At 37.8% G+C, this 25,185-nt stretch carries 21 protein-coding genes and 1 pseudogene; 15 read left to right on the plus strand and 7 right to left on the minus strand.

Going from position 1 to position 25,185, the window contains the following annotated elements:
• The first annotated feature begins 457 nt into the window (after nt 1-457).
• Together ACFINS_RS00270 and ACFINS_RS00275 are read left to right on the plus strand one after the other, a co-directional pair.
• Nucleotides 458-994, plus strand: coding sequence for a GcrA family cell cycle regulator (locus ACFINS_RS00270; protein WP_375628448.1), 537 nt, complete (start codon nt 458-460; stop codon nt 992-994).
• A 529-nt stretch (nt 995-1,523) separates the two neighbouring features.
• Nucleotides 1,524-1,772: pseudogene (locus ACFINS_RS00275) on the plus strand (Arm DNA-binding domain-containing protein); the annotation flags it as partial.
• 135 nt (nt 1,773-1,907) lie between these two features.
• Here ACFINS_RS00275 and ACFINS_RS00280 read toward each other — a convergent pair.
• Entirely contained in the window at nt 1,908-2,498 is a 591-nt protein-coding gene (locus tag ACFINS_RS00280) for a Smr/MutS family protein (RefSeq protein ID WP_375611420.1), read from the minus strand.
• A 52-nt stretch (nt 2,499-2,550) separates the two neighbouring features.
• Nucleotides 2,551-3,243 (minus strand): Tim44/TimA family putative adaptor protein, encoded by a 693-nt coding sequence (locus ACFINS_RS00285; protein WP_375612823.1) that lies wholly within the window; start codon nt 3,241-3,243, stop codon nt 2,551-2,553.
• 174 nt (nt 3,244-3,417) lie between these two features.
• Here ACFINS_RS00285 and ACFINS_RS00290 point away from each other — a divergent pair, with 174 nt between their 5' ends.
• Both ACFINS_RS00290 and secB read left to right on the plus strand, forming a co-directional pair.
• The gene (locus ACFINS_RS00290) at nt 3,418-3,912 is read left to right on the plus strand and encodes an FxsA family protein (protein WP_375612822.1); all 495 of its coding nucleotides are present in this window, start codon (nt 3,418-3,420) and stop codon (nt 3,910-3,912) included.
• Nucleotides 3,913-4,054: 142 nt separating this feature from the next.
• Entirely contained in the window at nt 4,055-4,531 is a 477-nt protein-coding gene (gene secB, locus ACFINS_RS00295) for a protein-export chaperone SecB (RefSeq protein ID WP_375611417.1), read from the plus strand.
• A gap of 67 nt (nt 4,532-4,598) precedes the next feature.
• Here the strand turns inward: secB and ACFINS_RS00300 are convergent, their stop codons facing one another.
• Nucleotides 4,599-6,899: an NADP-dependent malic enzyme gene (locus ACFINS_RS00300; protein WP_375611416.1), complete on the minus strand. Its 2,301-nt coding sequence runs from the start codon at nt 6,897-6,899 to the stop codon at nt 4,599-4,601.
• A gap of 195 nt (nt 6,900-7,094) precedes the next feature.
• On the opposite strand from ACFINS_RS00300, the gene mutS reads away from it, so the two are divergent.
• Nucleotides 7,095-9,839, plus strand: coding sequence for a DNA mismatch repair protein MutS (gene mutS / locus ACFINS_RS00305; protein WP_375700781.1), 2,745 nt, complete (start codon nt 7,095-7,097; stop codon nt 9,837-9,839).
• A 1,029-nt stretch (nt 9,840-10,868) separates the two neighbouring features.
• Here the strand turns inward: mutS and ilvD are convergent.
• The 4 genes from ilvD to ACFINS_RS00325 all read right to left on the minus strand — a co-directional run bounded on the left by ilvD (nt 10,869) and on the right by ACFINS_RS00325 (nt 14,387).
• A complete protein-coding gene (gene ilvD / locus ACFINS_RS00310; RefSeq protein ID WP_375611414.1) occupies nt 10,869-12,707 on the minus strand; it encodes a dihydroxy-acid dehydratase in 1,839 nt (612 codons plus the stop codon).
• 171 nt (nt 12,708-12,878) lie between these two features.
• Complete coding sequence (locus ACFINS_RS00315; RefSeq protein WP_375611413.1) at nt 12,879-13,058, minus strand: hypothetical protein; 180 nt, start codon at nt 13,056-13,058, stop codon at nt 12,879-12,881.
• Between the two features lie 619 nt (nt 13,059-13,677).
• Entirely contained in the window at nt 13,678-13,929 is a 252-nt protein-coding gene (locus tag ACFINS_RS00320; RefSeq protein ID WP_012754519.1) for a DUF1150 domain-containing protein, read from the minus strand.
• 26 nt (nt 13,930-13,955) lie between these two features.
• Complete coding sequence (locus tag ACFINS_RS00325) at nt 13,956-14,387, minus strand: Hsp20 family protein (RefSeq protein WP_375612819.1); 432 nt, start codon at nt 14,385-14,387, stop codon at nt 13,956-13,958.
• Between the two features lie 120 nt (nt 14,388-14,507).
• Between ACFINS_RS00325 and nth the strand changes: the two genes are divergently transcribed.
• The 10 genes from nth to ACFINS_RS00375 all read left to right on the plus strand — a co-directional run bounded on the left by nth (nt 14,508) and on the right by ACFINS_RS00375 (nt 24,253).
• Entirely contained in the window at nt 14,508-15,248 is a 741-nt protein-coding gene (gene nth / locus ACFINS_RS00330; RefSeq protein ID WP_375611411.1) for an endonuclease III, read from the plus strand.
• Nucleotides 15,249-15,403: 155 nt separating this feature from the next.
• On the plus strand, nt 15,404-15,607 hold the full coding sequence (gene rpmI / locus ACFINS_RS00335) for a 50S ribosomal protein L35 (RefSeq protein ID WP_183193590.1): 204 nt from the start codon (nt 15,404-15,406) through the stop codon (nt 15,605-15,607).
• A gap of 33 nt (nt 15,608-15,640) precedes the next feature.
• On the plus strand, nt 15,641-16,042 hold the full coding sequence (gene rplT / locus ACFINS_RS00340) for a 50S ribosomal protein L20 (protein ID WP_375705746.1): 402 nt from the start codon (nt 15,641-15,643) through the stop codon (nt 16,040-16,042).
• 94 nt (nt 16,043-16,136) lie between these two features.
• Nucleotides 16,137-17,219, plus strand: a complete 1,083-nt coding sequence (gene pheS / locus ACFINS_RS00345; RefSeq protein WP_375705747.1) for a phenylalanine--tRNA ligase subunit alpha — start codon at nt 16,137-16,139, stop codon at nt 17,217-17,219.
• A 32-nt stretch (nt 17,220-17,251) separates the two neighbouring features.
• Nucleotides 17,252-19,666, plus strand: a complete 2,415-nt coding sequence (pheT, locus tag ACFINS_RS00350) for a phenylalanine--tRNA ligase subunit beta (RefSeq protein WP_375611409.1) — start codon at nt 17,252-17,254, stop codon at nt 19,664-19,666.
• Nucleotides 19,667-19,956: 290 nt separating this feature from the next.
• The gene (locus ACFINS_RS00355) at nt 19,957-20,865 is read left to right on the plus strand and encodes a metal ABC transporter substrate-binding protein (protein ID WP_375611408.1); all 909 of its coding nucleotides are present in this window, start codon (nt 19,957-19,959) and stop codon (nt 20,863-20,865) included.
• Entirely contained in the window at nt 20,862-21,692 is an 831-nt protein-coding gene (locus ACFINS_RS00360) for a manganese/iron ABC transporter ATP-binding protein (RefSeq protein ID WP_375638161.1), read from the plus strand. Before ACFINS_RS00355 ends, ACFINS_RS00360 begins: the two co-directional genes overlap by 4 nt.
• The gene (locus ACFINS_RS00365; RefSeq protein WP_375611406.1) at nt 21,689-22,555 is read left to right on the plus strand and encodes a metal ABC transporter permease; all 867 of its coding nucleotides are present in this window, start codon (nt 21,689-21,691) and stop codon (nt 22,553-22,555) included. Before ACFINS_RS00360 ends, ACFINS_RS00365 begins: the two co-directional genes overlap by 4 nt.
• Nucleotides 22,552-23,457, plus strand: a complete 906-nt coding sequence (locus tag ACFINS_RS00370; protein ID WP_273790250.1) for a metal ABC transporter permease — start codon at nt 22,552-22,554, stop codon at nt 23,455-23,457. The genes ACFINS_RS00365 and ACFINS_RS00370 overlap by 4 nt, the downstream gene beginning before the upstream one ends.
• Nucleotides 23,458-23,866: 409 nt before the next feature.
• Nucleotides 23,867-24,253, plus strand: a complete 387-nt coding sequence (locus tag ACFINS_RS00375) for a YbaN family protein (protein WP_375611405.1) — start codon at nt 23,867-23,869, stop codon at nt 24,251-24,253.
• The last annotated feature ends 932 nt before the right edge of the window (nt 24,254-25,185 follow it).

Genomic DNA, 25,185 nt, shown 5'->3' on the forward strand with positions numbered 1-25,185 from the left:
TATATATATACAAAGCAACACTACAAATAAAACAGCATGGTATATTTCGTTACGGTGCTTTCAACATTTCATTACGATTAGTGATTACACCTATAGAATAGATCATTACACCAATTGAAAAAAAGTCAATGAAGGTTCTACAAATAAGCATTTTGGGAAAAAGCCTTAAACAAAAGTGAAAGTTTAACCTATAATTGATTTGCAAGTTGGGGAAAACATTCTAAATAAACTCTTTAAGAGGTAAAGACTCTTGTCATAGAGTGAGTGCATATTGTAATTTACAATATAATAAGCAAGATGATGTGTTTTGATTTGTAAATCCACAGGTTGGATGATTTTTTTATGCTCACGTAGAGTGTAAGGTTCTTTCATTCAGCGTAATGAAAACATTATTTAAACATTTGAAGATGCAACGGGGGAGAGCATCTTAGTGACGTAATCGGAATGGAGTGCTGGTATGGGTTGGACATGTGAACGCGTTGAGCTTCTTAAAAAGCTTTGGAGTGAAGGGTTAAGTGCAAGTCAAATTGCTGCTCAATTAGGTGGGGTCAGCAGAAATGCAGTCATCGGCAAAGTACATCGATTAAAGTTACCAGGACGTGGTAAGACAGCACAAGGAAGCACGCGTGCGCAAAAAACTCCCGTGGGAAGCAGCAATCCATCATCTCCACGTGTGCGTCGCAACACATCCACGGTATCGCCAATAAACACATCAGCTGTAAGTATTGAAGAAACCGCTTTAAAGACAGAATTTGTAGTGGAAGATGTAAAAGAAGTTGATATGTCCACAAAATCCAATGTAGTTGTGCCTATATCACGTCAACTTAATCTTCTACAATTGAGTGAAAATACATGTAGATGGCCGGTTGGCGATCCATTATCAGCAGATTTTCATTTTTGTGGTGCAGATTCTGATGAAAACAGCCCTTATTGTGCCTTTCATGCTAAGCTAGCATTTCAACCAATATCTGAAAGACGTCGGATAAGAGTGTAATATCCTCAATTGAATCTCGTATTCTACGCCTTCTGCGCTTCGCTATTAAATTTTAATTATCGAATTATTATGAGAAAGAAATTTAATGGAGCTTTTAATAAATGAAAAAATTTCTTCATGAAACTATTCAACGAAACTCTATCCTTTGGTGCTATTGCGCAGCTGTGTGTTGTAAAGTTATATTCCTGTTTATTTTCATAATTTTCTTTAATTTAGTTGTACTGCTTTTAACACTATCCATAGTGACATCTTTTGAATAAGCTAGTTTCTCAATTTCTCATGTTTTTATTCTTCGTGTATTTACATAGAGTAATGCTGTGGTTTATAAAAATAATTTATCGCTTTGCAACCTGAATGAGATCCATTTATATCTCTCTCATTTTAAGTCCTCTTATATTGAATCAATCAAAATCTTTTGTTTGGGCGTCACGAGCGAGATGAGAACTGTGGAGAGTTAAAAACACTTAAAGAAAGGCATGCCTCTTATAAATGCTTTCAAGTGCCAAGGACTTAAAGGGTTGTTGCAACATTGGGAGATGGCAAAGTGTACGATGATGCCAGATTGCCCTTTTATTAAGTATAAAGATAGGGGGTGCTTCATGGATTTATCATTATACTCTTCACGGATGCCGTCGCAAAATAGGCTTGGGAGCGTTGAGAGATGTTTCTTTAAAACAAGCCTGTGAATACATGCAATTCAATGTCATTCTGTTTTGCGTGAGGGATGTGCCCCGTTAAAGAATGCGATAAACAAAAGCGTGAAGCAATACGTAGAATGTAAAATAATATCTTTATAATTTTTTATAAAAAATTATAAAGAAGGGAATATTGTATTCAAGGCTCTTACGAAATATACAAAAACAATAAATTATAAGTATAAATAAATATAAAATCTAGAGCGACCACAATAACATCACTTTCCTTCTCCCGACACAAAACGGCGCAACCAAACATAAAGCGCACCTTCTCCGCCATGCTGACGCGCTGCTTGCTCAAACGCGTGGACATAATATCGAAAAGCTGGTGTTGATAACCAATACGGAACAAATCTATACAAAGCTCCATCGCTCCCAACGGATCGTCCTTTTCCTGTAATCACAAGGACATAACGCAATCCTCTCTGCTGAGAGGACTGTAGAAATTTTTTTAAGAAAAAATAAGCTTCTTCCTGCATATAACCATGGAGATCAAGACGCGCCTCAAGAGGACAACGACCTTGGGAAATTTTACGATATGCAACATGATCAAAAAAATGAATCTTTTGTGCTTGTGTAACTGACCTCTTTTCTCTTTTAATAATTGTCGAGGGTTGTTGATTTTCCTGAGACAATGAGGAGATTTGAGTTACAGGCTGTTTTTTATCATTAATATTTGCAATAGTTTCTGAAGCAGAAGAGAGCATCTTACCGTGAAGCGGTGTTATCGTACGACAAACCATCTCCCATAAAAGACGATCTTGTGAAGCCAATAAATCTCTTTTTTGTCTCCATTTACTTGAGGACATTTTAATTTCTCATAAATCATTGAATGCTTATGGAAGAAAAACAAAAATTATTTTAATTTTCATTTTCTGTAGCAAAAAGCTTCCAGTTGGGATCTGACGATAAACTATTGCGAACAAAAGTCCAAATATCCCTGATTTCTACAATAGCATCAGGATCACCGTCTATACGCTCGCCCTGTTCATTATAAGTAACAGAAATCATCTCACTGACAATACGTATCGTTAAAAGTTCATCTTTTTCTTGTATTGCCGCCGCAACAAATTCGGCCTTATTAATTCCAACAAAAGTGAATTCTATTCTTTCTTTATTTTTTTCTCGTTGCTCAATAGCCATACAAAAGCTCTCAAAAACATCCTGACAAAGCAAGCTTTTAAGTTGATTGCGATCACCTTTGGCAAAAGCTGTTACAATCATTTCATACGCAATTTGTGCACCTTTTATAAAAAGTTGAGGAGAAAAATGAGGATCAATTCTATGAAATTCCCGCAAATTTTTATTCAAAACACTTCCCTCCGGTGAAATTTTATCAATTTCACTAAAGTCGTCTTTTTGTGAATTTTTCTGATGAGGGAACGAAACAATATTATCAGCCGTTTCTGCTTCAACTTGTTTTTTAGAACGTCGTGAATAAGGATCAAAGGGTGGCTTTTCAAACCCAATTCGTTTCCCTAATACATTACGGAGTTGCACAAAAATAACAACCATAACAACAAGAGCTATGACAAGTATAACGTCAAATTCCATAGGCGCTGTCAATCTCCAAAGCTTAAGTCTCTAATAAACATTGCAGTCAATACCATTTATCAATAAATATGTAAAATAAGGAATCTTATCATTCAAATATTTTTATAGATTTTGTATTTAAACGGAGTTCTCTTAAGAATTTCTCCCCCTACTCATCTAGAAGGAAACTTTCATGTGATAAAACTTTATTCTATAAATCCTCGTTTTTTTGTTGTTATCTTTCTTTGCATTCTTTTAATCGAGATTGCTGGTTTTATCTTTGTTGGTCAAGAAATTGGTATTTTGGCAACCTTGAGCTTGGTTATTCTCACAACCATAGTTGGGGTTGTTTTATTGCGAATTCAAGGGATTAGCCTCTTAAAAAATATACAAAATGAACTTATCCAAGGACGCACATTAGAGAATAATATTATTAATGATGCTTTCATCATGTTTAGTGCAATTTTACTTATTCTTCCCGGCTTTGTAACTGACCTTTTGGGAATATTACTTCTTATTAAACCAATTCGCTCTGTTGCTTGGCATTTCTTTGCATCATTAAAAAACAAAATGAATCCCAATACTAAAAGAAAAAATGACTCTGAAAAAATAATTGATCTAAAAGCAGAAGATTACACAATTCATGATACGACAGAATCTCCATGGCGCAAAAATGATGATAACCATTGAAATGCCTAAAAAATCTGTAACAAACTAAAAAAATATTCAAGATAAAGAGCGCATTTCTTGCAACCTTTTGCAAGGCGTGATAACCAATCTGGTCTTTAGATCTAAAATAAATATACATATTATAATGGAAGAGGTTTGTCGTATGGCCGAAGATGAAATGAATAACAGTGGTGGAGAGCCGGTTTTTGCTGTATTAACTCAATATTTAAAAGATTTATCATTCGAAAACCCTGGTGCTCCTCGTTCATTACGTGCACGTGAAAAATCACCACAAATTGATATCAATATTAATGTCAATGCTAACCCAATTGGTGATGACAATTATGATGTCGTTTTGTCTCTCTCCGTCAAAGCCAATGATGAAACTGAAACCTTATTTCATGTAGAACTTATTTACGGTGGTGTTTTTCACCTTAAAAACATTCCACAAGAACATGTTATGCCACTGGTCTTTATTGAATGTCCCCGTCTTTTATTTCCATTTGCTCGCCAAATTATATCTGATGCTACTCAAAGTGGTGGTTTTCCACCTTTGTGGATTGATCCTATTGATTTTGCAGCACTCTTCCAAAAGCGTCTTTCTGAAGAGCAAAAAGACAATCAAATACAGCCCTCTTAAAAAATTTATTTTTTTGCTATCAAAAAGCCCCTTGATATATTATTGGTATATTAGGGGCTTTTTTCCTTTAGACGACTTTTGCGGCATGATAAGCCGCAAGCATTGCAATATTGACAACATCTGTATCGCTCCCACTAAACGGTACAATTTGGACAGATTTTTCCAATCCAATTAAAATAGGACCAATGATAGTTGCTTCACCGAGTTCTTGTAACATTTTGCTTGCAATGGAAGATGCGTGATATCCAGGCATAACCAAAATGTTAGCAGGCTCCGTTAATCCCATAAATGGATATTGCTGCATCAATTTGGAATTGAGCGCCACATCAGCGCTTATTTCTCCATCAAACTCAAAATCAACCTTGCGTTCGTGCAAAATATTAATTGCATCCTGAATTTGCTGCGTCGTCTGCCCTTTCATGTAGCCAAACGTAGAAAATGCTAAAAATGCTACCCGTGGTTGATACCCAAATCCACGTACAAACGAAGCTGTTTGTTCCGCTATATCAGCAAATTCTTCAGCATTAGGATTTTCATAAACGGCTGTATCGGCAATAAACACAGTTCGGCCACGGCAAATAGCCATTGAAATACCAATCAATCGTTCTTTTGGTTTTTCATCAATTGCCCGACGTATATCGATCAACGCTGTTTCATAATTGCGTGTCACCCCTGTAACCATTGCATCAGCATCTCCTAGTGCCACCATACACGCAGCAAAATAATTGCGATCATTATTGATACGACGATGACAGTCACGCAACAGCCAGCCTTGACGCTGCATCTTTTTATAAAGATAATTCGCATAAGCATCTGTACGGCAAGAAAGCTTGGCATTTATAATAGAAATACCTTCACGCTCCAAATCAATTCCAGCGATAACAGCTGCTTCTCTTATTTGCTCTTCCCGACCAACCAAAATCGCTTGTCCTAATTTTTGATGAACATAAGAAACGGCTGCCCGCATAACTTGTTCTTCTTCACCTTCTGCAAAAACAATTTGTTTTGGCGCTTGACGAACGTGGTTATAAACCCCACGCATTATCGAAGAAGTAGGATCACGCCTCGCATTTAAATCACGCTCATAGGCCTCTAAATCATCTATGTTCTTTTGTGCAACACCGCTTTCCATTGCTGCTTTTGCTACCGCTATTGAAACAACTGTGAACAAACGCGGATCAAAAGGAACGGGAATGATATAATTAGGACCAAATTTTAATCGCTTTCCACGATAAGCTTCTGCAACGCTGTCAGGTACTTCCTCATGCGCTAAATCGGCAAGAGCCCTTGCCGCAGCAATCTTCATGTCTTCATTAATAACTGTTGCACGCACATCAAGCGCACCACGAAATATATAAGGAAAACAGAGAACATTATTAATCTGATTTGGATAATCGGAACGCCCTGTTGCAACAATAGCATCATGACGCACTTGCATAACCTCTTCCGGTGTAATTTCTGGATCGGGATTGGCCATAGCAAAAATGATCGGCTGCGGCGCCATGGATTTTACCATTTCAGGGGTAAGAGCACCTTTAGCAGAAACCCCGAAAAATATATCTGCTCCTTCCATTGCTTCCATAAGCGTACGTTTATCCGTTTGAATAGCATGCGCAGATTTCCACTGATTCATTCCCTCTTTACGACCTTCATAGACCACACCCTTTGTATCACATAATATGATATTTTCAGAACGAAAGCCCATTGCTTTAATCAGTTCAATACAAGCAATCCCAGCAGAACCAGCACCATTACAGACTAACCGCGTATTTTGCATATCGCGCCCTGTTAAAGTCAAAGCATTGAGAACACCCGCAGCAACAATAATCGCTGTACCATGTTGATCATCGTGAAAAACAGGAATATTCATCACCTCGCGTAGGCGGCTTTCAATCATAAAGCACTCAGGTGCCTTAATGTCTTCAAGATTGATTCCACCAAAAGAAGGTTCTAAATGACGCACCAAATTGATAAAACTTTCCGTATCATTTATATCAATTTCTAAATCAATGGAATCAATATCCGCAAAACGCTTAAACAGCACTGCTTTGCCTTCCATGACCGGCTTAGAGGCAAGTGCACCTAAATTGCCTAACCCTAAAATAGCGGTTCCATTTGAAATAACAGCAACAAGATTACCTTTTGCTGTATAATCATAAGCTAGCGCTGGATTTTGAGCAATTGCCTTAACTGGAACGGCAACACCTGGTGAATAAGCAAGTGCTAAATCATGCTGTGTTGCCATAGACTTTGTTGCAATAATCTCAAGCTTTCCTGGTCGACCACGACTATGAAAATCTAGAGCTTCTCTTTCGCTCGCACTGTAAACAGTTTGAGACATTTTCTGATCCTGCTCGCTCTTTTTCATCTCACTTTATTTTCTCCAAAAACAGTGTAAATTTTGCTTGATAATGCGTATAGTCATTAAATTTGATTCATATATTAGAAATCGCTATTCTTGCCTTAGCAAATCTGATGATGCGTTGCAATTTAGAGATAAATAGATATTGAAGTAAACAAAAAAGAGTAAAAACTTCACTTAAAGGAAACAGGCCTCGTACAAATGGATAAAAAAAACAATCATAAAAATAATTTAATTCCACAGCCTGCCTCCCCATCTGCTTCCTCTCAAGAACGTCTTACACCTATGATGGAGCAGTACATAGAAATCAAAGCCGTCCATCATGATTCCCTTCTCTTTTACCGAATGGGGGATTTTTATGAATTATTTTTTAATGATGCGATTGAAGCTGCTCAGGCTTTAGGAATCACACTCACAGCACGCGGAAAACATTTAGGACAAGATATTCCTATGTGTGGTGTTCCCGTTCATGCTGCAGATGATTATTTACAAAAACTGATTGCTTGTGGTTACCGAGTTGCTGTTTGTGAACAAATAGAAGATCCTGCTGAAGCAAAAAAACGTGGCTCAAAATCTGTTGTTCGGCGTGATGTTGTTCGTCTTGTAACACCTGGAACAATAACAGAAGAAAAACTCCTTGATCCAACACGCGCAAATTATTTGATGACACTTTCCCGTATAAAAACTAGCGATGGAGAGGAATTTGCTCTTTCTTGGATTGATATCTCAACAGGCATATTTCGTGTAACAGAGAGCCGCCAAGAAAAACTTTTAGCAGATATTATGCGTGTGGATCCACAAGAAATCATTGTTTCTGATTCATTTTTTCATGATAAATCTCACAAGTCACTTTTTAGTGTTCTTGATCGTATCGTTTCACCTCAACCTGCTTGTCTCTTTGATGCACTCACCGCTGAACGCGATATTTGCAATTATTTTAAACTCTCAACTCTTGAAGGCGTTGCCGATTATTCACGCTGTGAACTCTCTGCAATTGTAGCTGCTATTCGTTATATCGAAAAAACACAAATCACGCATCGCCCTCCCCTCATGCAGCCTGAACGCCAAAATGAAAGTGCAACTCTTTTTATTGATGCCGCAACCAGACTAAGCCTTGAACTTATTCGAACGACATCAGGTCAACGGGATGGAAGTTTATTAAAAGCTATTGATCGCACTGTAACAGGAGGAGGATCACGCCTTCTTATTGACCGCCTTATTGCTCCCCTCACCACTCCTTCAGCTATTGATACGCGTTTGGATTCTATCGATTTTTTTCTACGTAATCCTTCTCTTGCAGAAGCGATAAAGCTTATTTTAAAGGGGGGACCAGATATGCCCCGCGCCGTTTCACGTTTGGCTCTTGGACGAGGAGGTCCCCGTGATATGGCGACAATCCAGCGTGGCTTTGAAATCATTCGTGAATTGCATCAACTTCTTGATAATGAGCTTCTGCCTCAAGAAATAAGTGATGTACAACAGGTGTTCTCAAACTTACCCACAGCGTTATACTTTCATTTAGAACAAGCATTAGCTGATGATCTCCCACTCCTTAAACGTGATGGTGGTTTTATTCGTTCCAATTATCATAAAGAGCTCGATGAAATGCGTGCTTTACGTGATGAATCTCGCCGTGTCATTGCTGAACTTCAAGCGCAATATGCCCAAAAAACAGATATTAAGACGCTTAAAATAAAGCATAATAATATTCTAGGTTATTTCATTGAAGTAACCAGTACACAAGCATCTGCTCTTACAAATAATCCAGAAGCTAAAGCAAGTTTTATTCATCGGCAAACAATGGCAAACGCTATGCGTTTTACGACAACAGAGCTTGCTGACCTTGAAAGCCGTATTGCCCATGCTGCCAATCACGCATTGACACTTGAACTAGAGATTTTTGATATTCTCGTTCATGAAATTACCGAACAAGTTGATTTTATTCGTAAAGCCTCTGAAGCACTTGCTATTTTAGATGTCTCTGTCGCTTTAGCATATCTTGCTGAAGAACAAGGATATTGCCGCCCTAAAATTGATCTTTCACTTACCTTTCGCATTACAGCAGGACGCCATCCTGTCGTCGAGCAAGCACTCCGCAAACAAGCAACAGAACCTTTTATTGCCAATAATTGTGATCTCTCTGTGCAAGAAAATCAGCAATATGCAGCAATCTGGCTGTTGACAGGGCCTAATATGGGAGGAAAATCAACTTTTTTGCGGCAAAATGCTCTTATTGCTATTATGGCGCAAATGGGGTCCTTCGTTCCAGCAACTTCAGCACATATTGGTGTCGTTGATCGCCTATTTAGTCGCGTTGGGGCTTCCGATGATCTTGCACGAGGGCGCTCAACCTTTATGATGGAAATGGTTGAAACAGCAACGATTCTCAATCATGCTAGCCACCATTCCCTTGTTATTCTTGATGAAATAGGACGTGGAACATCAACCTTTGATGGACTTTCTATTGCTTGGGCTGCTGTTGAATATCTCCATGAAGTTAACCATTGTCGTGCTATTCTTGCTACCCATTTTCATGAAATGACTGCACTTACCGAAAAACTTGACAGACTGCATAATGTAACCATGAAAGTCAAAAATTGGGATGGTGATGTAGTTTTTCTTCATGAGGTCACACCAGGAGCCGCTGACCGTTCCTATGGTGTACAAGTCGCAAAGCTTGCTGGACTTCCCCCAGCCGTTATTACACGAGCAACAGATGTACTCCATCAATTAGAACAAGGCGAAATGGCTGGAAAAGGACATAAACTCATTGATGATTTACCTCTCTTTTCTCTTAAAGCAACATCTCCCGTCAATGAAGCAAAAAACAAACATTGTATACTTCACGAAGCTTTAAAAAATATTCATCCCGATGAACTCTCTCCTAAACAAGCTTTAGAAGCAATTTACCACCTCAAACAGCTTGAAAAGAGTAACCCTTTATAGAAAACAGATGTTATTTTTTATTAAAAAACCTTCTTAATAGGAGATAACGTAACCATTTTTGATATACCACAGCATAAACAGTTATTTATCGTATTCCCATCGCTTTTCTACATAATATATTTTGATAAGTGTAATTGCCTATAGGCAAAACCCTATGCATTATATTTCATATTCCCTTAGATTAATATTGGCTCTTATACAAAAAATTGGTCAAGATCGACTATTTTTACAAGATAGTCGTTTTTTGTAAAGATTGTCATGAAATCTCCTCCACCTTGCAAATACGCCATATTTAATGAATTGTGCTTTTTCACGATCAATATTATTGTTATCATAGCAATATTTTTAGTTTAAAACTGTCAGTGTTGGAATACCATCCCATTTTGCATAATAAATTCATGGATAATGGGTCTCGTATTTTCTTCACATTTTAAGTTATAAAGAGCTCTTTTACTGTTTTCATATGAAACATATAATCAGATATATCACAGCTGTACTTTATTTTCATAAACATCCTTCAACTCCTTCCCACACCTTAATGGATAAGAATTTTCATTCGAATCAAGTCTGCAAATAGTCCAGCTTCTAACGGATTTTCCTTGACTTCCTAATCATGTGCTTCTCTTAAACTCAAAGCTTTACAAACAAGTCTAAGAATATTCACCACACACTAAAAACACACTTAATATTTAAGGAAGATGCCGTATATCACAGTCCTAAATGACAGTGTTTTACGGTACAACAAGATAATGCCACCAGTACAATAAATATCTTTCATAAATATGAGTAATAAGAAATCATAATCTCATATAAGATTGGAATATGATATGAAAAGTAATTATACTGTATCTGTTTTACATAGCTGCTAAAATAAGCAATCTACCGCAGTTTTTAGTTGTATTGATAGCTTTTTAATCATACTCATCATGACTCGAAATATTCTGATAAGTTCATAAACTCATAAAATAATTAGCTTAGAATATCGTGCAAAAGATGCAAAAAATCAGAGCACTATCTCTATTCAACTCATCAAATATTACGTACTGCACCCTTTGCAGCAGATGTGGTCATCGCTGCATAGGCTTTGAGAGCCTTTGAAACTTTACGCTGACGCTTCTCAATCGGTTGCCAAGCGCCTTTTCCTTTTGCTTCCATCTTAGAACGGCGCTGCTTCATCTCAACGTCATCCACCAACATATGAATTCTACGATTTGGAATATCAATTTCTATGATATCCCCCTCTTCCACCAACGCAATTTCTCCTCCTTCAGCAGCTTCTGGTGAAATATGTCCTATTGAGAGCCCTGAACTTCCACCTGAAAAACGTCCATCTGTAACAAGTGCACAAACCTTGCCTAATCCTTTAGATTTGAGATAACTCGTTGGATAAAGCATTTCTTGCATTCCAGGTCCACCACGTGGGCCTTCATAACGGATTAAAACAATTTCACCTGTTTTAATCTTATCAGTTAATATAGCTGAAACAGCTGAATCTTGGCTTTCAAAAATTCTTGCCGGACCTTTAAAAGTTAAAATTGATTGATCAACGCCTGCTGTTTTTACAATGCAGCCATCTTTTGCAAGATTTCCATAAAGAACTGCCAATCCCCCATCTTGTGAATATGCGTGTTCCCTATCGCGAATCACACCTTTTTCACGATCAAGGTCAAGGGTCTCATAGCGACAAGATTGACTAAAAGCTGTCTGTGTTGGAATACCACCTGGAGCGGCACGATAAAATGCATGAACTGTTGGCTCATTAGTTTGCTTTACATCCCAGCGGTAAAGAGCTTCTTTCATTGTTTTTGCGTGAACCGTATAAGTTGATGTATCAATGAGTCCTGCCGCATCCAGTTCACCTAAAAGCCCCATAATACCACCAGCGCGATGAACATCTTCCATATGTACATTTGCAACAGCAGGAGCAACCTTACATAAAACAGGAACACAACGTGAAAGATGATCAATATCCGTCATGGTAAAATCCACCTCACCTTCTTGCGCTGCAGCTAAAAGATGCAGTACTGTATTGGTTGATCCCCCCATGGCAATATCAACGGTCATTGCATTTTCAAAAGCCTTGCGTGAAGCAATAGAGCGCGGCAAAACTGTTTCATCATCTTCTTCATAATAACGTTTAACCAATGCAACAATCTGTTTTCCAGCTTCTTCAAAAAGCATTCGTCGATCTGCATGTGTTGCTAACATTGATCCATTTCCGGGAAGAGAAAGCCCCAATGCTTCCGTTAAGCAATTCATAGAATTGGCCGTAAACATTCCTGAACAAGAACCACATGTAGGACAAGCAGCACGCTCCATTTCAGCAACTTCTTCTTCTGAATTTTGTTCTGAAGCTGCTGCAACCATGGCATCGACCAAATCAACCGTTAGATCTTGATCCTTCCATTTAATCTTACCTGCTTCCATAGGACCGCCTGAAACAAAGATTGTCGGAATATTCAACCGTAAAGCAGCCATTAACATACCAGGCGTAATTTTGTCACAATTAGAAATACAAACAAGTGCATCTGCACAGTGTGCATTAACCATATACTCTACAGAATCAGCAATGATTTCACGTGAGGGCAAAGAATAGAGCATTCCATCGTGCCCCATCGCAATTCCATCATCTACAGCAATGGTATTAAATTCTTTCGCAACACCACCGGCAACTGCTATCTGTTGTGCGACTAATTGCCCAAGATCTTTTAAATGGACATGCCCTGGTACAAATTGTGTAAAAGAATTCGCAATCGCAATAATGGGTTTACCAAAATCAGTATCTTTCATCCCTGTTGCACGCCAAAGTCCGCGGGCTCCTGCCATATTACGCCCGTGGGTTGATATTCTTGAACGGTAAGAAGGCATTATTTTTTTCCCCTCAAATAATTCCATTTTGCTTGTTGTGCTGTAACTTCATTATAAAAACAAGAGCTTTAATATTCAAAAGAGAAAAATACCTTGTACTGCGGCATTTGAAGCACAAAATTAAAAGCTCTGCATAAACTTTTTCATAAAGCCTTTGTTTTTTATTACCTGTTAATCAACATCTAATCCCTGTGCGAGTCCACGTTTGAGACAAATATCAAAACGCTTCAGTATGACACGAACTGTTCCAGATTTTTGTATGCCAGATTTGGTTAGTATATTGCATCTATCTGTTTGCGTAATTTCTGGAATTGGAAAGAATATAAAGAAATCGTGATAAAAATCTATCATCTCCTTATAATTCAGCTTTACACCTTTCAAACGCATTCATAAAAATATCTTTTAAATAATGATGACGCATTATCTCATGCTTTTGTTTTTACACTCTTCAATAGAGCTACTCCCCTAAGGAAAAACAAAACACACCAAACAAAATACACTTGTATAGCCTTTATACTCATTTTAAAGAGACATCTTTCAATGCGCTCGAGCCCATTTCACGATAGCGCCTATGAATGGTATAACAGCCCCCGTGAATAATATAAATCTATAAGGGACATCTTCACACTTATGAAGAAGAAAATTGACACCATCATACATTTTTTATCCCCATATCGTGAACGTCCTTGGTAATTGAGACAATTAAAAAGAGATATTTTTATTCCTTTCTTCAAGTGTTTTTATCCACATGGCTCTCCCTGCTTATGACATCAAGCAAGTGACTTTAATTGTTTCAATATAAGAAGATCTCAAATGAGAGAACCTTATGATATTCGGGACTCTCATTCCAGTTGTAAAAAATTAATTATGAATATAAATCAATACTTAATCTAATTATAACTCACATTACACCCTTTACGAAAAAATAGATAGAATTTATAAAGAGTACAGCTTTTTCTCTTAGGGTAATCTAGTGCAGAGTTACAATTTGTAGTTCATGCTCATTGGCTCCAGCAAGGGCGATAGAACGCTCATCGGATAAAATGATAGGATAACCTGTTTCACCAAAGAGAGCCCATATCGTAATGCCTGGGGTCATCGGTGGAAGATCTGGAAAGTTTTTAGCCAGATCATCTGTACAAACTTTTTTTAAATAGGCAATCTGTCCCGCATCAGAGTAGGATGTGTTCTGAAACGACAAGTTTTGTTTGTGTTCTCCCATTTCACTGTTCCTTTACGCCTTAACTTTTATGACTCACCACTACTGACTTTAATTGGAATCTGTTTTATTTCTTTTTTTAATTTTGGTTGATACAGATTAATTGATAAAAGACCATTTTTCAACTCTGCATTTGTAACATGCATCCCTTCCGCGAGAACAAAGGTTCGCTGGAATTGTCGCGCAGCTATACCCCGATATAAATATTGATGATTTTGGTTGTCTGTTTGTTTACCATGAATAACCAATTGATTATCATCGAGTAAAATATTAAGATGGTTAATCTTAAATCCAGCAACAGCCAAAGTTATCCGGATATGATTTGCATCATCACTTTTATGCAAACGTTCAATATTATAGGCTGGGTAAGCCTCATCAGCTTTACCGATACGTTGCAATATTTTTTCTACGGTTTCAAACCCTAAAAGAAAAGGATTGGAGAAAGGCGTCACATGTGTCATTCATGAGTATCCTCTTTAAAACGGCTTTACTTGACCAAACTCTATAAAAGTGTTCGCTGCACTCCTCTCATATGGCGAGCGTGAATGATAACTTCAAGAGAGAAGATTTAAGAGAGTTCAATGCCTCAAAGTAACATAAAATTATCAAAGGTGCGAAATTTATCTAGTATATTGTATAATAAAGATGAAATTGCGGAAATATTTCGCCGTTTTTCTGTGCAACGCCCAACACCTAAGAGTGATCTTAACTACATAAATACTTTTACACTTTTAGTTGCCGTTGTGCTTTCGGCTCAAGCGACAGATGTAAGCGTTAATAAAGCGACAAAAGAATTATTTTGCCTTGCTGATCAACCGGAAAAAATGGTTGCATTAGGGGAAGAAGAAATAGCAAATCATATCCGTTCAATTGGCCTTTGGCGTGCAAAAGCACGTAATGTTTATGCGCTTTGCAACTGTTTAATTGATTATTATGGCGGTCAAGTACCCGATACGCGTGAAGCACTCATGGCCCTTCCTGGAGTGGGGCGCAAAACGGCTAATGTGGTCTTGAATGTTGCTTTTGGTCAGCCTACATTGGCAGTAGATACACATATTTTTCGCTTAAGCAATCGTCTTGGTTTGGCGCCTGGAAAAACACCAGAAATTGTTGAGAAAAAATTATTAAAGATTATACCGGTTCATTATATTCGCCATGCGCATCATTGGCTGATTTTACATGGTCGCTATATTTGTCAAGCCCGTAAACCACAATGTACGCAATGCATTATTGCCGATTTATGTAAAGCAGCCATCAAAACAAATGCAATTCCAGCACCTTTGGTTGAGCTTCACGGCAATGGAGCGCCGATTTTTTTGTAATACGGTCTTGCTATTTTGTGTATACTAGCTTATGAAAACGTCTTTAAGAGCCGCCCGGCAGGGCATGCCGTGGCTGTTTAAATGCTTGTTCAAGCGTTGGTCCGCTTGAGTGAATAAAATGTTTGATTGAATAAATTAATGTACGGAGTAGCAAAATGCCCAAGATGAAGACCAAATCATCCGCTAAAAAGCGGTTTAAAATCACTGCGTCAGGCAAAATTAAAGTAGCAGCTGCCGGTAAGCGCCACGGCATGATTAAGCGTTCGAATAAATTTATTCGCGATGCACGTGGAACAATGGTTTTGTGTGAACAAGATGCTAAAAAAGTCATTCAGCATTATTTGCCGAATGGTATTTAAACCTTACGCTTTTGATTTTGAGGAGATTATAATATGGCTCGTGTGAAAAGAGGTGTGACAGCACACGCTAAGCACAAAAAAGTTCTTAAACAGGCTGAAGGTTTTTACGGTCGTCGTAAAAATACCATTCGTGCAGCTAAAGCAGCGGTTGATCGTTCAAAGCAATACGCTTATCGTGACCGCAAAAATAGGAAACGTACTTTCCGTGCTTTGTGGATTCAGAGAATTAATGCGGCTGTTCGCGCAGAAGGTTTAACTTATGGACGTTTTATTGATGGCTTATCAAAAGCCGGTATTGAGGTTGATCGTAAGGTTCTTTCAGATATAGCAATCCATGAGGCAGAAGCATTTTCTGCTTTAGTTGCTTCGGCAAAAAAAGCTTTAGAATATTTAAAAGATACGACACCTAATGCTTTCGAAGGCGCTGCCAAATAAGCCAGTCGTGTTCTCTTAAAGCATTCATTTATTCGAGGTCCCGTGCTGGCTATTGCGAGTGCGGGTTTTTCTTTATTAAAAAATAGGCAAAAATATGAATGATATTGAGCGTCTAGAACAAGAAATTTGTTTAGCCTTAGAGGCAGCAGGTGATGAACAAGCACTTGAAGAAGTGCGTATTGCAGCATTGGGTAAAAAAGGTAGTATCTCTGAAAAATTAAAAGAATTAGGAAAAATAGATGCTGGCGAGCGCCATAAAGTTGGACCAGTTCTTAATGGATTAAAAAATCGCATTTTAGAATTATGGGCACAAAAGCGTGATCTTCTGAAAAGACAGGCAATGGATGTCCGTCTTTCTCGTGAAACAGTTGATGTTACCTTGCCTGTTCGCTCTTCACCTATAGAACGGGGACGCATTCATCCTATTTCACAAGTGATTGAGGAAATTATTGCCATTTATACAAAGTTGGGTTTTTCTCTTGCAGAGGGACCTGATATTGAAACAGATTATTATAATTTTACAGCATTGAATTTTCCTGAAGGGCATCCAGCGCGTGAAATGCATGATACCTTCTTTTTTGATGTTGATAAAATGGGAGAACGAAAATTATTGCGAACCCATACATCACCCGTACAAATTCGCACACTAGAAAAACAAAAAGCACCGATACGAATCATTATTCCTGGAAAAACTTACCGCATGGATTCGGATGCAACACATTCTCCCATGTTCCATCAGGTCGAGGGTCTTGTCATTGATAAAACCTCCACCATTGCACATATGATGTGGCTGCATGAAACTTTTTGTAAAGCATTTTTTGAAGTTCCCTCTGTAAAAATGCGTTTTCGTCCCTCTTTTTTCCCTTTTACCGAACCATCTATGGAGGTAGATATTCAATGTGATCGTTCTGGTTCAGAAGTAAAGTTCGGAGAAGGGCAGGATTGGTTGGAAATTTTAGGATGCGGAATGGTGCATCCCCAGGTGTTGAAAAATGTTGGTTTAGATCCAGATGAATATCAAGGTTTTGCATGGGGCATGGGCATTGATCGTATTGCCATGTTGAAATACGGTATGCCTGATTTGCGGGCTTTTTTTGACGCTGACCTGCGTTGGTTAGACCATTATGGCTTTCGTTGCTTTGATATGCCTGCTTTTTTTCCTAATAGAAATGTGTGATCTTAGTCATCGCTTTCATGTGAGGTTTTAAAATGAAGTTTACATTGTCCTGGTTAAAAGATCACTTAGAAACAAATGCATCTTTGAATGAAATTTGTGAAAAATTAACCGCTATAGGTCTTGAGGTTGATTACGTTGATGATCGGTCTTCTTTAAAAGGTTTTGTGATTGCAAAAGTTTTAACAGCAATAAAGCATCCTGATGCAGATAAACTTCAAATTTTATCAGTCGATACAGGGACTTCCACACCTGTTCAAGTTGTCTGTGGAGCACCAAATGCACGCGCAGGTCTTGTTGGTGTTCTGGCACTACCAGGCACTTATATTCTAGGACTTGATGTAACATTATCTGTAGGAAAAATCCGAGGTGTTGAAAGTTTTGGGATGATGTGTTCACAAGCGGAGCTTGAATTATCAAATGAGCATGATGGGATTATTGAACTTCCAGAAGATGCACCTATTGGAGGTTCATTTGCAGCTTATGCTGGTTTAGATGATCCGGTTATTGATATTGGTTTGACCCCTAATCGTTCCGATTGCACAGGTGTTCGTGGTATTGCACGTGATCTTGCTGCCGCTGGAATGGGAAAATTAAAAGAATTATCCTTGTCAAAATTTGATCCTTCCTTTGAAACACCTCTCGATGTTTCATTAGATTTTTCGCAAGATTCATCATTATGTTTAGGTTTTGCTTGGCGTGAAGTGCGCAATGTTCAAAATGGTGCATCACCACAGTGGATGCAACAGCGTTTGAATGCAATTGGTCTGAGACCGATTAATGCGCTTGTTGATATGACCAATTACATCAGTTTTGACCTTGGTCGTCCGCTCCATGTTTTTGATGCAGATAAAATTAAAGGTAATTTGTGTGTACGTTGCGCGCGTGAAGGAGAGCAGCTTCAAGCACTGAACGGAAAAATCTATCATCTGGGCCCTAAGAATTGTGTCATTGCAGATGACGAGGGGGTTGTTTCGATTGCCGGTATCATGGGCGGTGAAAGAACGAGTTGTGATGAAACAACACATCGCATTATTATTGAATCGGCGCTTTGGGATGCGCGAAGCATTGCACAAACAGGAAGAGCATTAGGTCTTATTAGTGATGCACGTTATCGATTTGAACGAGGTGTTGACCCGGCTTTTATAGAAACAGGACTTGAGATTGCAACAGAATTGGTCTTACGTCTTTGTGGTGGTGAAGTATCTAAAAAGAAGATCGTTGGCTATCAGCAACAAGAAATCAAACAGATCGCTTTTCCTTTTTCTGAAATTAAACGTTTAACAAATTTGGAAATAGAACCTGAAAAAGTCATCTCTATTTTAACAAAACTTGGATTTTTTGTTGAAGGAAAAGGAGAAGTCGTTACGGTAAAAGTACCATCATGGCGCCCTGATATTATGGGTAAAGCCGATTTGGTGGAAGAGGTTATGAGAATTTATGGGTTAGATAAAATTAAACCTATTCCTTTGGAAAACTTTGCAGAAGGAAAAGATCAAATTTTAACATGCGCACAAATTCGTTCACGTGCTACACGTTTGGCTCTAGTGCAACGTGGTATGAAAGAAGCGGTGACATGGTCTTTTATTTCTGAAAATCAAGCTCTTGCTTTTGGAGGAGGTCAAGAAGAGCTTAAATTAGTTAATCCTATTGCTGCTGATATGTCAATGATGCGTCCTTCCCTTTTACCTGGCTTGATTATGGCGGCACAAAGAAATGCTGATCGTGGTTTTTCCGATCTTGCTTTGTTTGAAGTTTCAAGTATTTATGAGGGCGACACCCCTGATAAACAACACCGTGTTGTTAGTGGAATTCGTCGCGGAACAGAGCAATTTAAAGGGGCTGGGCGTTTTTGGAATGGAAATGCAACCGTCGTTGATGTTTTTGATGCCAAAGCAGATGCTTTAGCTATTTTAGAAGCATGCGATATGGATGTTGGGAAAGTACAGATTGAAGTTGGAGCACCGGATTGGTATCATCCTGGTCGTTCAGGTGTCATAAAACTTGGATCAAAGATTATTCTTGGTTTTTTTGGTGTTTTTCATCCTGCTACATTAGAAAAGTTAGATGTCAGTGGCCCTTTATGCGGCTTTGAAATTTTTCTAGATCGAATTCCAGAATCAAAGAAAAAAACGACCAAAAGCCGTCCTCCTTTGAAACTCTCACCTTTTCAAATGGTGCGGCGTGATTTTGCCTTTATAGCGGATAAAACTGTTGCCTCTTCTCTTATTATTCGTGCGGCAGGTGGAGCTGATAAAAAACTTATTCATTCAGTGCAGGTTTTTGATATTTTTGAAGATTTAAGCTTTGGTGAAGATAAAAAATCTGTCGCAATTGAAGTAACTATTCAGCCCATAGAACGGACTCTAACAGATGAAGATTTAGAAAAGCTTGCCTCAAAAATCGTGGATAATGTTACCAAAATGACAGGTGCATATTTGCGCTACTGAGTATTCTCATTTTTTATGAGATATTTTACATGAAGTGGGAGCTTGTTTGAGTACTCCCTTTTTGTTTAGCACTCAAGAGCTATAGAGCTTCTTGAAAGGGGATCTTATTACCAAAACAAGCTGCTTAAATCATCAGTTTTTTCAATATGAAAAAACTGTTTTTAAACATCTTGAAAAGTTATTTTTTCTCTTAATCCTTCATTGCAAATGTAAAAGATAACTGCTATTGCTAAATGATAATGCAAATTATTTGCAATAAAAAGAAGGCATATAAAGGAAAGAGAGAATCAATGAACGTAAGAACGTTTTTCACCATAGTTTTTGGAAGTGTTATTTTTTTTACACCCAATTTTGCTTTGTGTGCTGGTAAATTTAAAGCTGTTACGACATTCACTATCATTGCTGATATGGCACGCAATGTAGCAGGTGATGCCGCTGATGTTGAATCCATTACAAAACCAGGTGCGGAAATTCATGAATACCAACCCACCCCACGCGATCTTATGCGTGCTCAGGGAGCTAACCTTGTATTGTGGAATGGTTTAGAGTTAGAGCTTTGGTTTGAAAAGTTTTTTCAAAATATCAAGGATGTTCCAAGTGTTGTTGTTTCAAAAGGTATTGTACCCATTAAAATTGGTGAGGGCCCCTTTAGCGGTAAACCCAATCCTCATGCGTGGATGTCACCGACCTCTGCTTTGATTTACGTTGATAATATTCGCGATGCTTTTGTAAAATATGATCCTGAACATGCTGAAATTTATAAACAGAATGCTGAAATTTATAAACAGAAAATTCGTGCAACGATTGATCCAATTAGGGCTGAATTAGAAGCTGTACCGCAAGATAAACGTTGGCTTGTGACTAGTGAGGGGGCTTTTAGCTATTTGGCGCGTGATTTTGATCTAAAAGAACTTTATTTATGGCCCATCAATGCTGACCAACAAGGAACACCACAGCAGGTCAAGCATGTTATTGATATGGTTCGCAAATACAATATTCATGCAGTTTTTTCTGAAAGCACTATTTCCCCTGCGCCTGCTAAGCAGGTTGCCAGAGAAACAGGAGCTAAATACGGTGGTGTTCTTTATGTTGATTCTTTAAGTGAGAAAAATGGTGAGGTACCCACTTATATTGATTTATTACGTGTCACGAGTGGGCGTATTAGCAATGCTTTAGTAGAGGGAGTAAAAAACCAATGACGGAATGTGGAATTTTTGCCCAAGGAGTAACGGTAACATATCGTAATGGACATACAGCTTTACGCGAAGTGAATTTTGAAAGTCCAAAGGGTTCTATTACGGCATTGGTTGGTGTTAATGGATCCGGTAAGTCAACGTTATTTAAAGCGATTATGGGGTTTGTACGCCCCTCAAAGGGAAAAATTCGTATGTTTGATTTGCCCGTTGATATAGCTTTGAAAAAAAATCTTATTGCTTATGTTCCTCAAAGTGAAGATGTTGATTGGAATTTTCCTGTCTTGGTTGAAGATGTTGTATTGATGGGGCGGTACGGTCATATGAATTTCTTTCGCTATGCCCGTACACAAGATTATGAGGCCGTTCGTATTGCCTTAGAACGCGTTGATATGTTGGCTTTTGCCAAGCGCCAAATTGGAGAACTTTCTGGTGGACAGAAAAAGCGTGTTTTCCTAGCGCGCGCGCTTGCACAGAAAGCAAAAGCTATTTTATTAGATGAGCCGTTTACAGGGGTTGACGTTACAACAGAAGATAAAATCATTGCTTTGTTACAAGATCTCCGTAAAGAAGGAGCAGTGATCTTGGTTTCAACTCACAATTTGGGTTCTGTTCGCGAATTTTGTGATCATACAGTTTTAATAAAAGGTACTGTTTTAGCTTCTGGGTTAACAGAAAAAATCTTTACAAAGGAAAATCTGGAGAAAACTTTTGGAGGGTCTTTGCATCACCATATTTTTGATCTTCAAACCACAAAAAAAAATGATGTTTTCATGGGAAGAAAGCAGTCTAGCGTTTGTGAAGATATTGAAAGAGTGGAGCACGTTGCATGATTTCTTGGTTGCTTGAGCCACTGAGCTATCAATATATGGTGAATGCAATGTGGGTTTCTGGGTTAGTTGGGTGTGTTTGTGCCTTTCTTTCAGCTTTTTTGATGTTAAAAGGTTGGTCATTGATTGGTGATGCACTTTCCCATTCGATTGTTCCTGGTGTAGCAGGAGCTTACCTTTTAGGGTTACCTTTTTCACTCGGCGCTTTTTTTTCTGGTGGTCTTGCAGCAGCAGCAATGCTCTTTTTTAACCACCGGACAAAGCTTAAAGAAGATACCATTATTGGGCTCATTTTTTCTTCCTTTTTTGCCTTTGGGTTGTTTCTCAAATCATTAAAACCAATGGCTGTTAATATTGATACGATTGTTTTGGGAAATATTTTAGCAGTGAGTTCAACAGATATTCTACAATTGGCTTTTATCGGCTTTGTTTCGTTGCTTATATTGCTTTTGAAATGGAAAGATCTTCTTGTGTCATTATTTGATGAAACGCATGCGCATGCCATTGGATTAAACGTAAAATTTTTAAAGATTCTCTTTTTCACATTGCTTGCCGCTTGTACTGTTGCTGCGATGCAAACCGTTGGAGCATTCTTAGTCATTTGTCTTGTTGTGACACCTGGGGCAACGGCCTATCTTTTAAGTGATCGTTTCGTGAACATCTTGGTTATTGCAGTTGTAATTGGAACCTTCACAAGTGTCTTGGGTGTTTATGTGAGTTATTTTTTGAATGCACAAACGGGGGGGGTTGTAGTGCTTTTTCAAGCATCTTTATTTGTTTTGGCTTTTATTTTTGCTCCTAAACATGGGTTTATTGCTGCGCGCTTACGCATAAATGCGGCAAAAAAGGGTGTAATATTATCATGATTGATCAATTACTGCTTCCGTTTCAGTTTTCTTTTATGCTTAAGGGTATGCTTATTGTCATGATTCTTTCTATTCCCATGGCGATGCTTTCCTGTTTTCTTATTTTGAAAGGATGGGCGCTGTTAGGCGATGCCATTTCTCATGCAGTTTTTCCAGGTGTTGTTGTTGGTTATATGACAACACCATGGGTAATCGCATTTTTAACTTCTTTGCCATTTGCTTGGTTTCAGCATATGCGTCCAGAGAATATTACAATGACTTTGATTACTTGCGGTGCTTTTGTTGCAGGAATGGTGTGTGCACTATTAACGGGTTTTTTAGGGAGCAATAGCCGTATCAAACAGGACACGGTGATGGGTGTGGTCTTTTCTTCAATGTTTGGTTTGGGGCTTGTTTTAGCCACGTCTATTTATAGTAGCTTAGATTTGAATCATATTCTATTTGGTAATCTCTTGGGTGTTAACTGGCTTGATATAACGCAGACGGCAATCATTTCTGCTGTTGTCACTTTTATTTTAGCAGCAAAATGGCGCGACTTTATGCTGTATATTTTTGACACAGTTCAAGGACGTGCAATGGGGTTACCAATATCTCTACTCCACTATACCCTGCTAACGATGATTTCTCTTACAATTGTTGCGGCTTTGAAAGCTGTAGGTATCGTACTCGTTATTTCTTTACTGATAGCACCAGGAGCAATTGCCTATCTTGTCACAAAGCGGTTTTCTTTTATGTTAATGATCGCGATACTTGTTGCAGCTTTTTCTGGTTTTTTAGGGATTTATCTCAGCTTATTTATCGGCTCTGATTCTGCTTCCACAATTGTGTTGATCTTGACGTTGATTTTTATGGCTATTTTCATGATGATTTTCTTTCGTCGAAACACAGTTCAAGAGACTTGAAAGTGTTAAAATTCATGCATATCAGCCATGCATTTTTATATATTGTTTCTCATTTTTATTTTAATTAGAGTCCCGAGTGCTAGATTATTTTTCCTCCTAATATCTAGCAGGTGAATGCAGTAAATTTTCTCCCCCCCCAACACTGCATTCTTAATTAAGAGGCTGCATTGATTTCTTCTGCAGCCTTTTTATTTTTTTGTTTTTCTAAAATCTCTCCTCTTTTCTTGAAATCATTTAAAATGATTATAATATTGTGTAAGCTATTCGGTATTTTCAAGGAACTTATAACAGCAAAGACACTTACGCATGAAGGGGTAGAGCGTAATTGTGCACTCAGACATGTAAACAGAAAAAAACAGATACAATGTTTTTGTATAGGGTTTTGCGTAGAGGAAAATAGTACGAGAAAATGAAAAAAGATTTGAAGATATCGCACCCTTTACGTATCTGTTATTATATAGCAGGGTGGGCGATGGTTATATTAGGTATTATCGGTGTCGTATTACCTATTATGCCAACTGTGCCTTTTTTATTGGTTGCCTCATGGTGTTTTACGCGTTCTTCTCCACGTTTTCATCAATGGTTGAATAATCATCGTATTTTTGGTCCCCCTATTAAGCGATGGGAAGAAAAAAAAGCAATCTCTCCATTCGTTAAAGTTTTTGCAATGATGAGTATGACAGGAGGATTTTTATCCTTTTTTGTAATGCTACACCCTCCTTTGTGGATTTCTTTACTTGTTGCGGTTATATTATTGCTGATTGCCATTTATATTGTAACACGTCCATCTTCCTAATGATAAAAAAGGCTTTATGGGATACTCTTTTTAGCTTCAACTTATTTGTAAAAACTATGAGAACTTTTAAGTTTTGAATATAAGCTCTCCATTTCCAAAATGCATATGAAATAGCAAGCTTTTTGAACGCAATTAATTAATAATATATTTGTGAAATAATTTTTATGAACACTCAAAATGTTCTCACTTGGTAAACAATGATAAATCACATTCATGGAAGAGAGTCATTATTTTTGTAAAGCATGTTTGTATGAATCTCTACATATACATCATTAAAAAGTCATTGATATGATAGTCATTTCTTTCTAAAAGACATTTCGTTTGTTTTCATATCTCTTAATGAGGATATAATACAAAGCTTACTAAACACCATCATTTTTATACTTATACAGTTAAGAAGCCGGTCTATTATATCAATCTTTAATGTTACATCTGTTATTAACTTAAGAATAATTCATAAGAAACAACAGAGTTTTTCAAATGGTTTTATATATACACGCATTCTTATTATAATATGCGAATAAATAATTTCTCTGTCTTTGTATAAAGCTTATTCGAAATAAAAATATTATTGCATTCTCTGTTTTTTAATGAAGTCATGCCCCTCACGTAAAACAAAAGGTCTCCCAAATCATGTTATTTACACATTTATTTTTAATGAAACATTTCTCAACGCTTTACTCATTTCATAATAGCAGACTATACATGGATAAAGTAAAATCTCCTGTAACATGTATAAAATCTATTTGAGCACCATCATCCTTGCCTTTCAAAATGCACACCAATAGTCACCATGCTATTTGTCATCCTCCAATTTTGCCTTAGTAATTCCTAATGCTACAATTATAGCTTGTCATCTGGTTTTGTATATTTTGACACTAGATTTTGTACCAATTTATTTTTTTCAAAGAGTTTAAAGATGTTCTCAAAGG

Origin of the sequence: Bartonella sp. AA2SXKL, assembly GCF_042197205.1 — a bacterium.
GTDB lineage: Bacteria > Pseudomonadota > Alphaproteobacteria > Rhizobiales > Rhizobiaceae > Bartonella.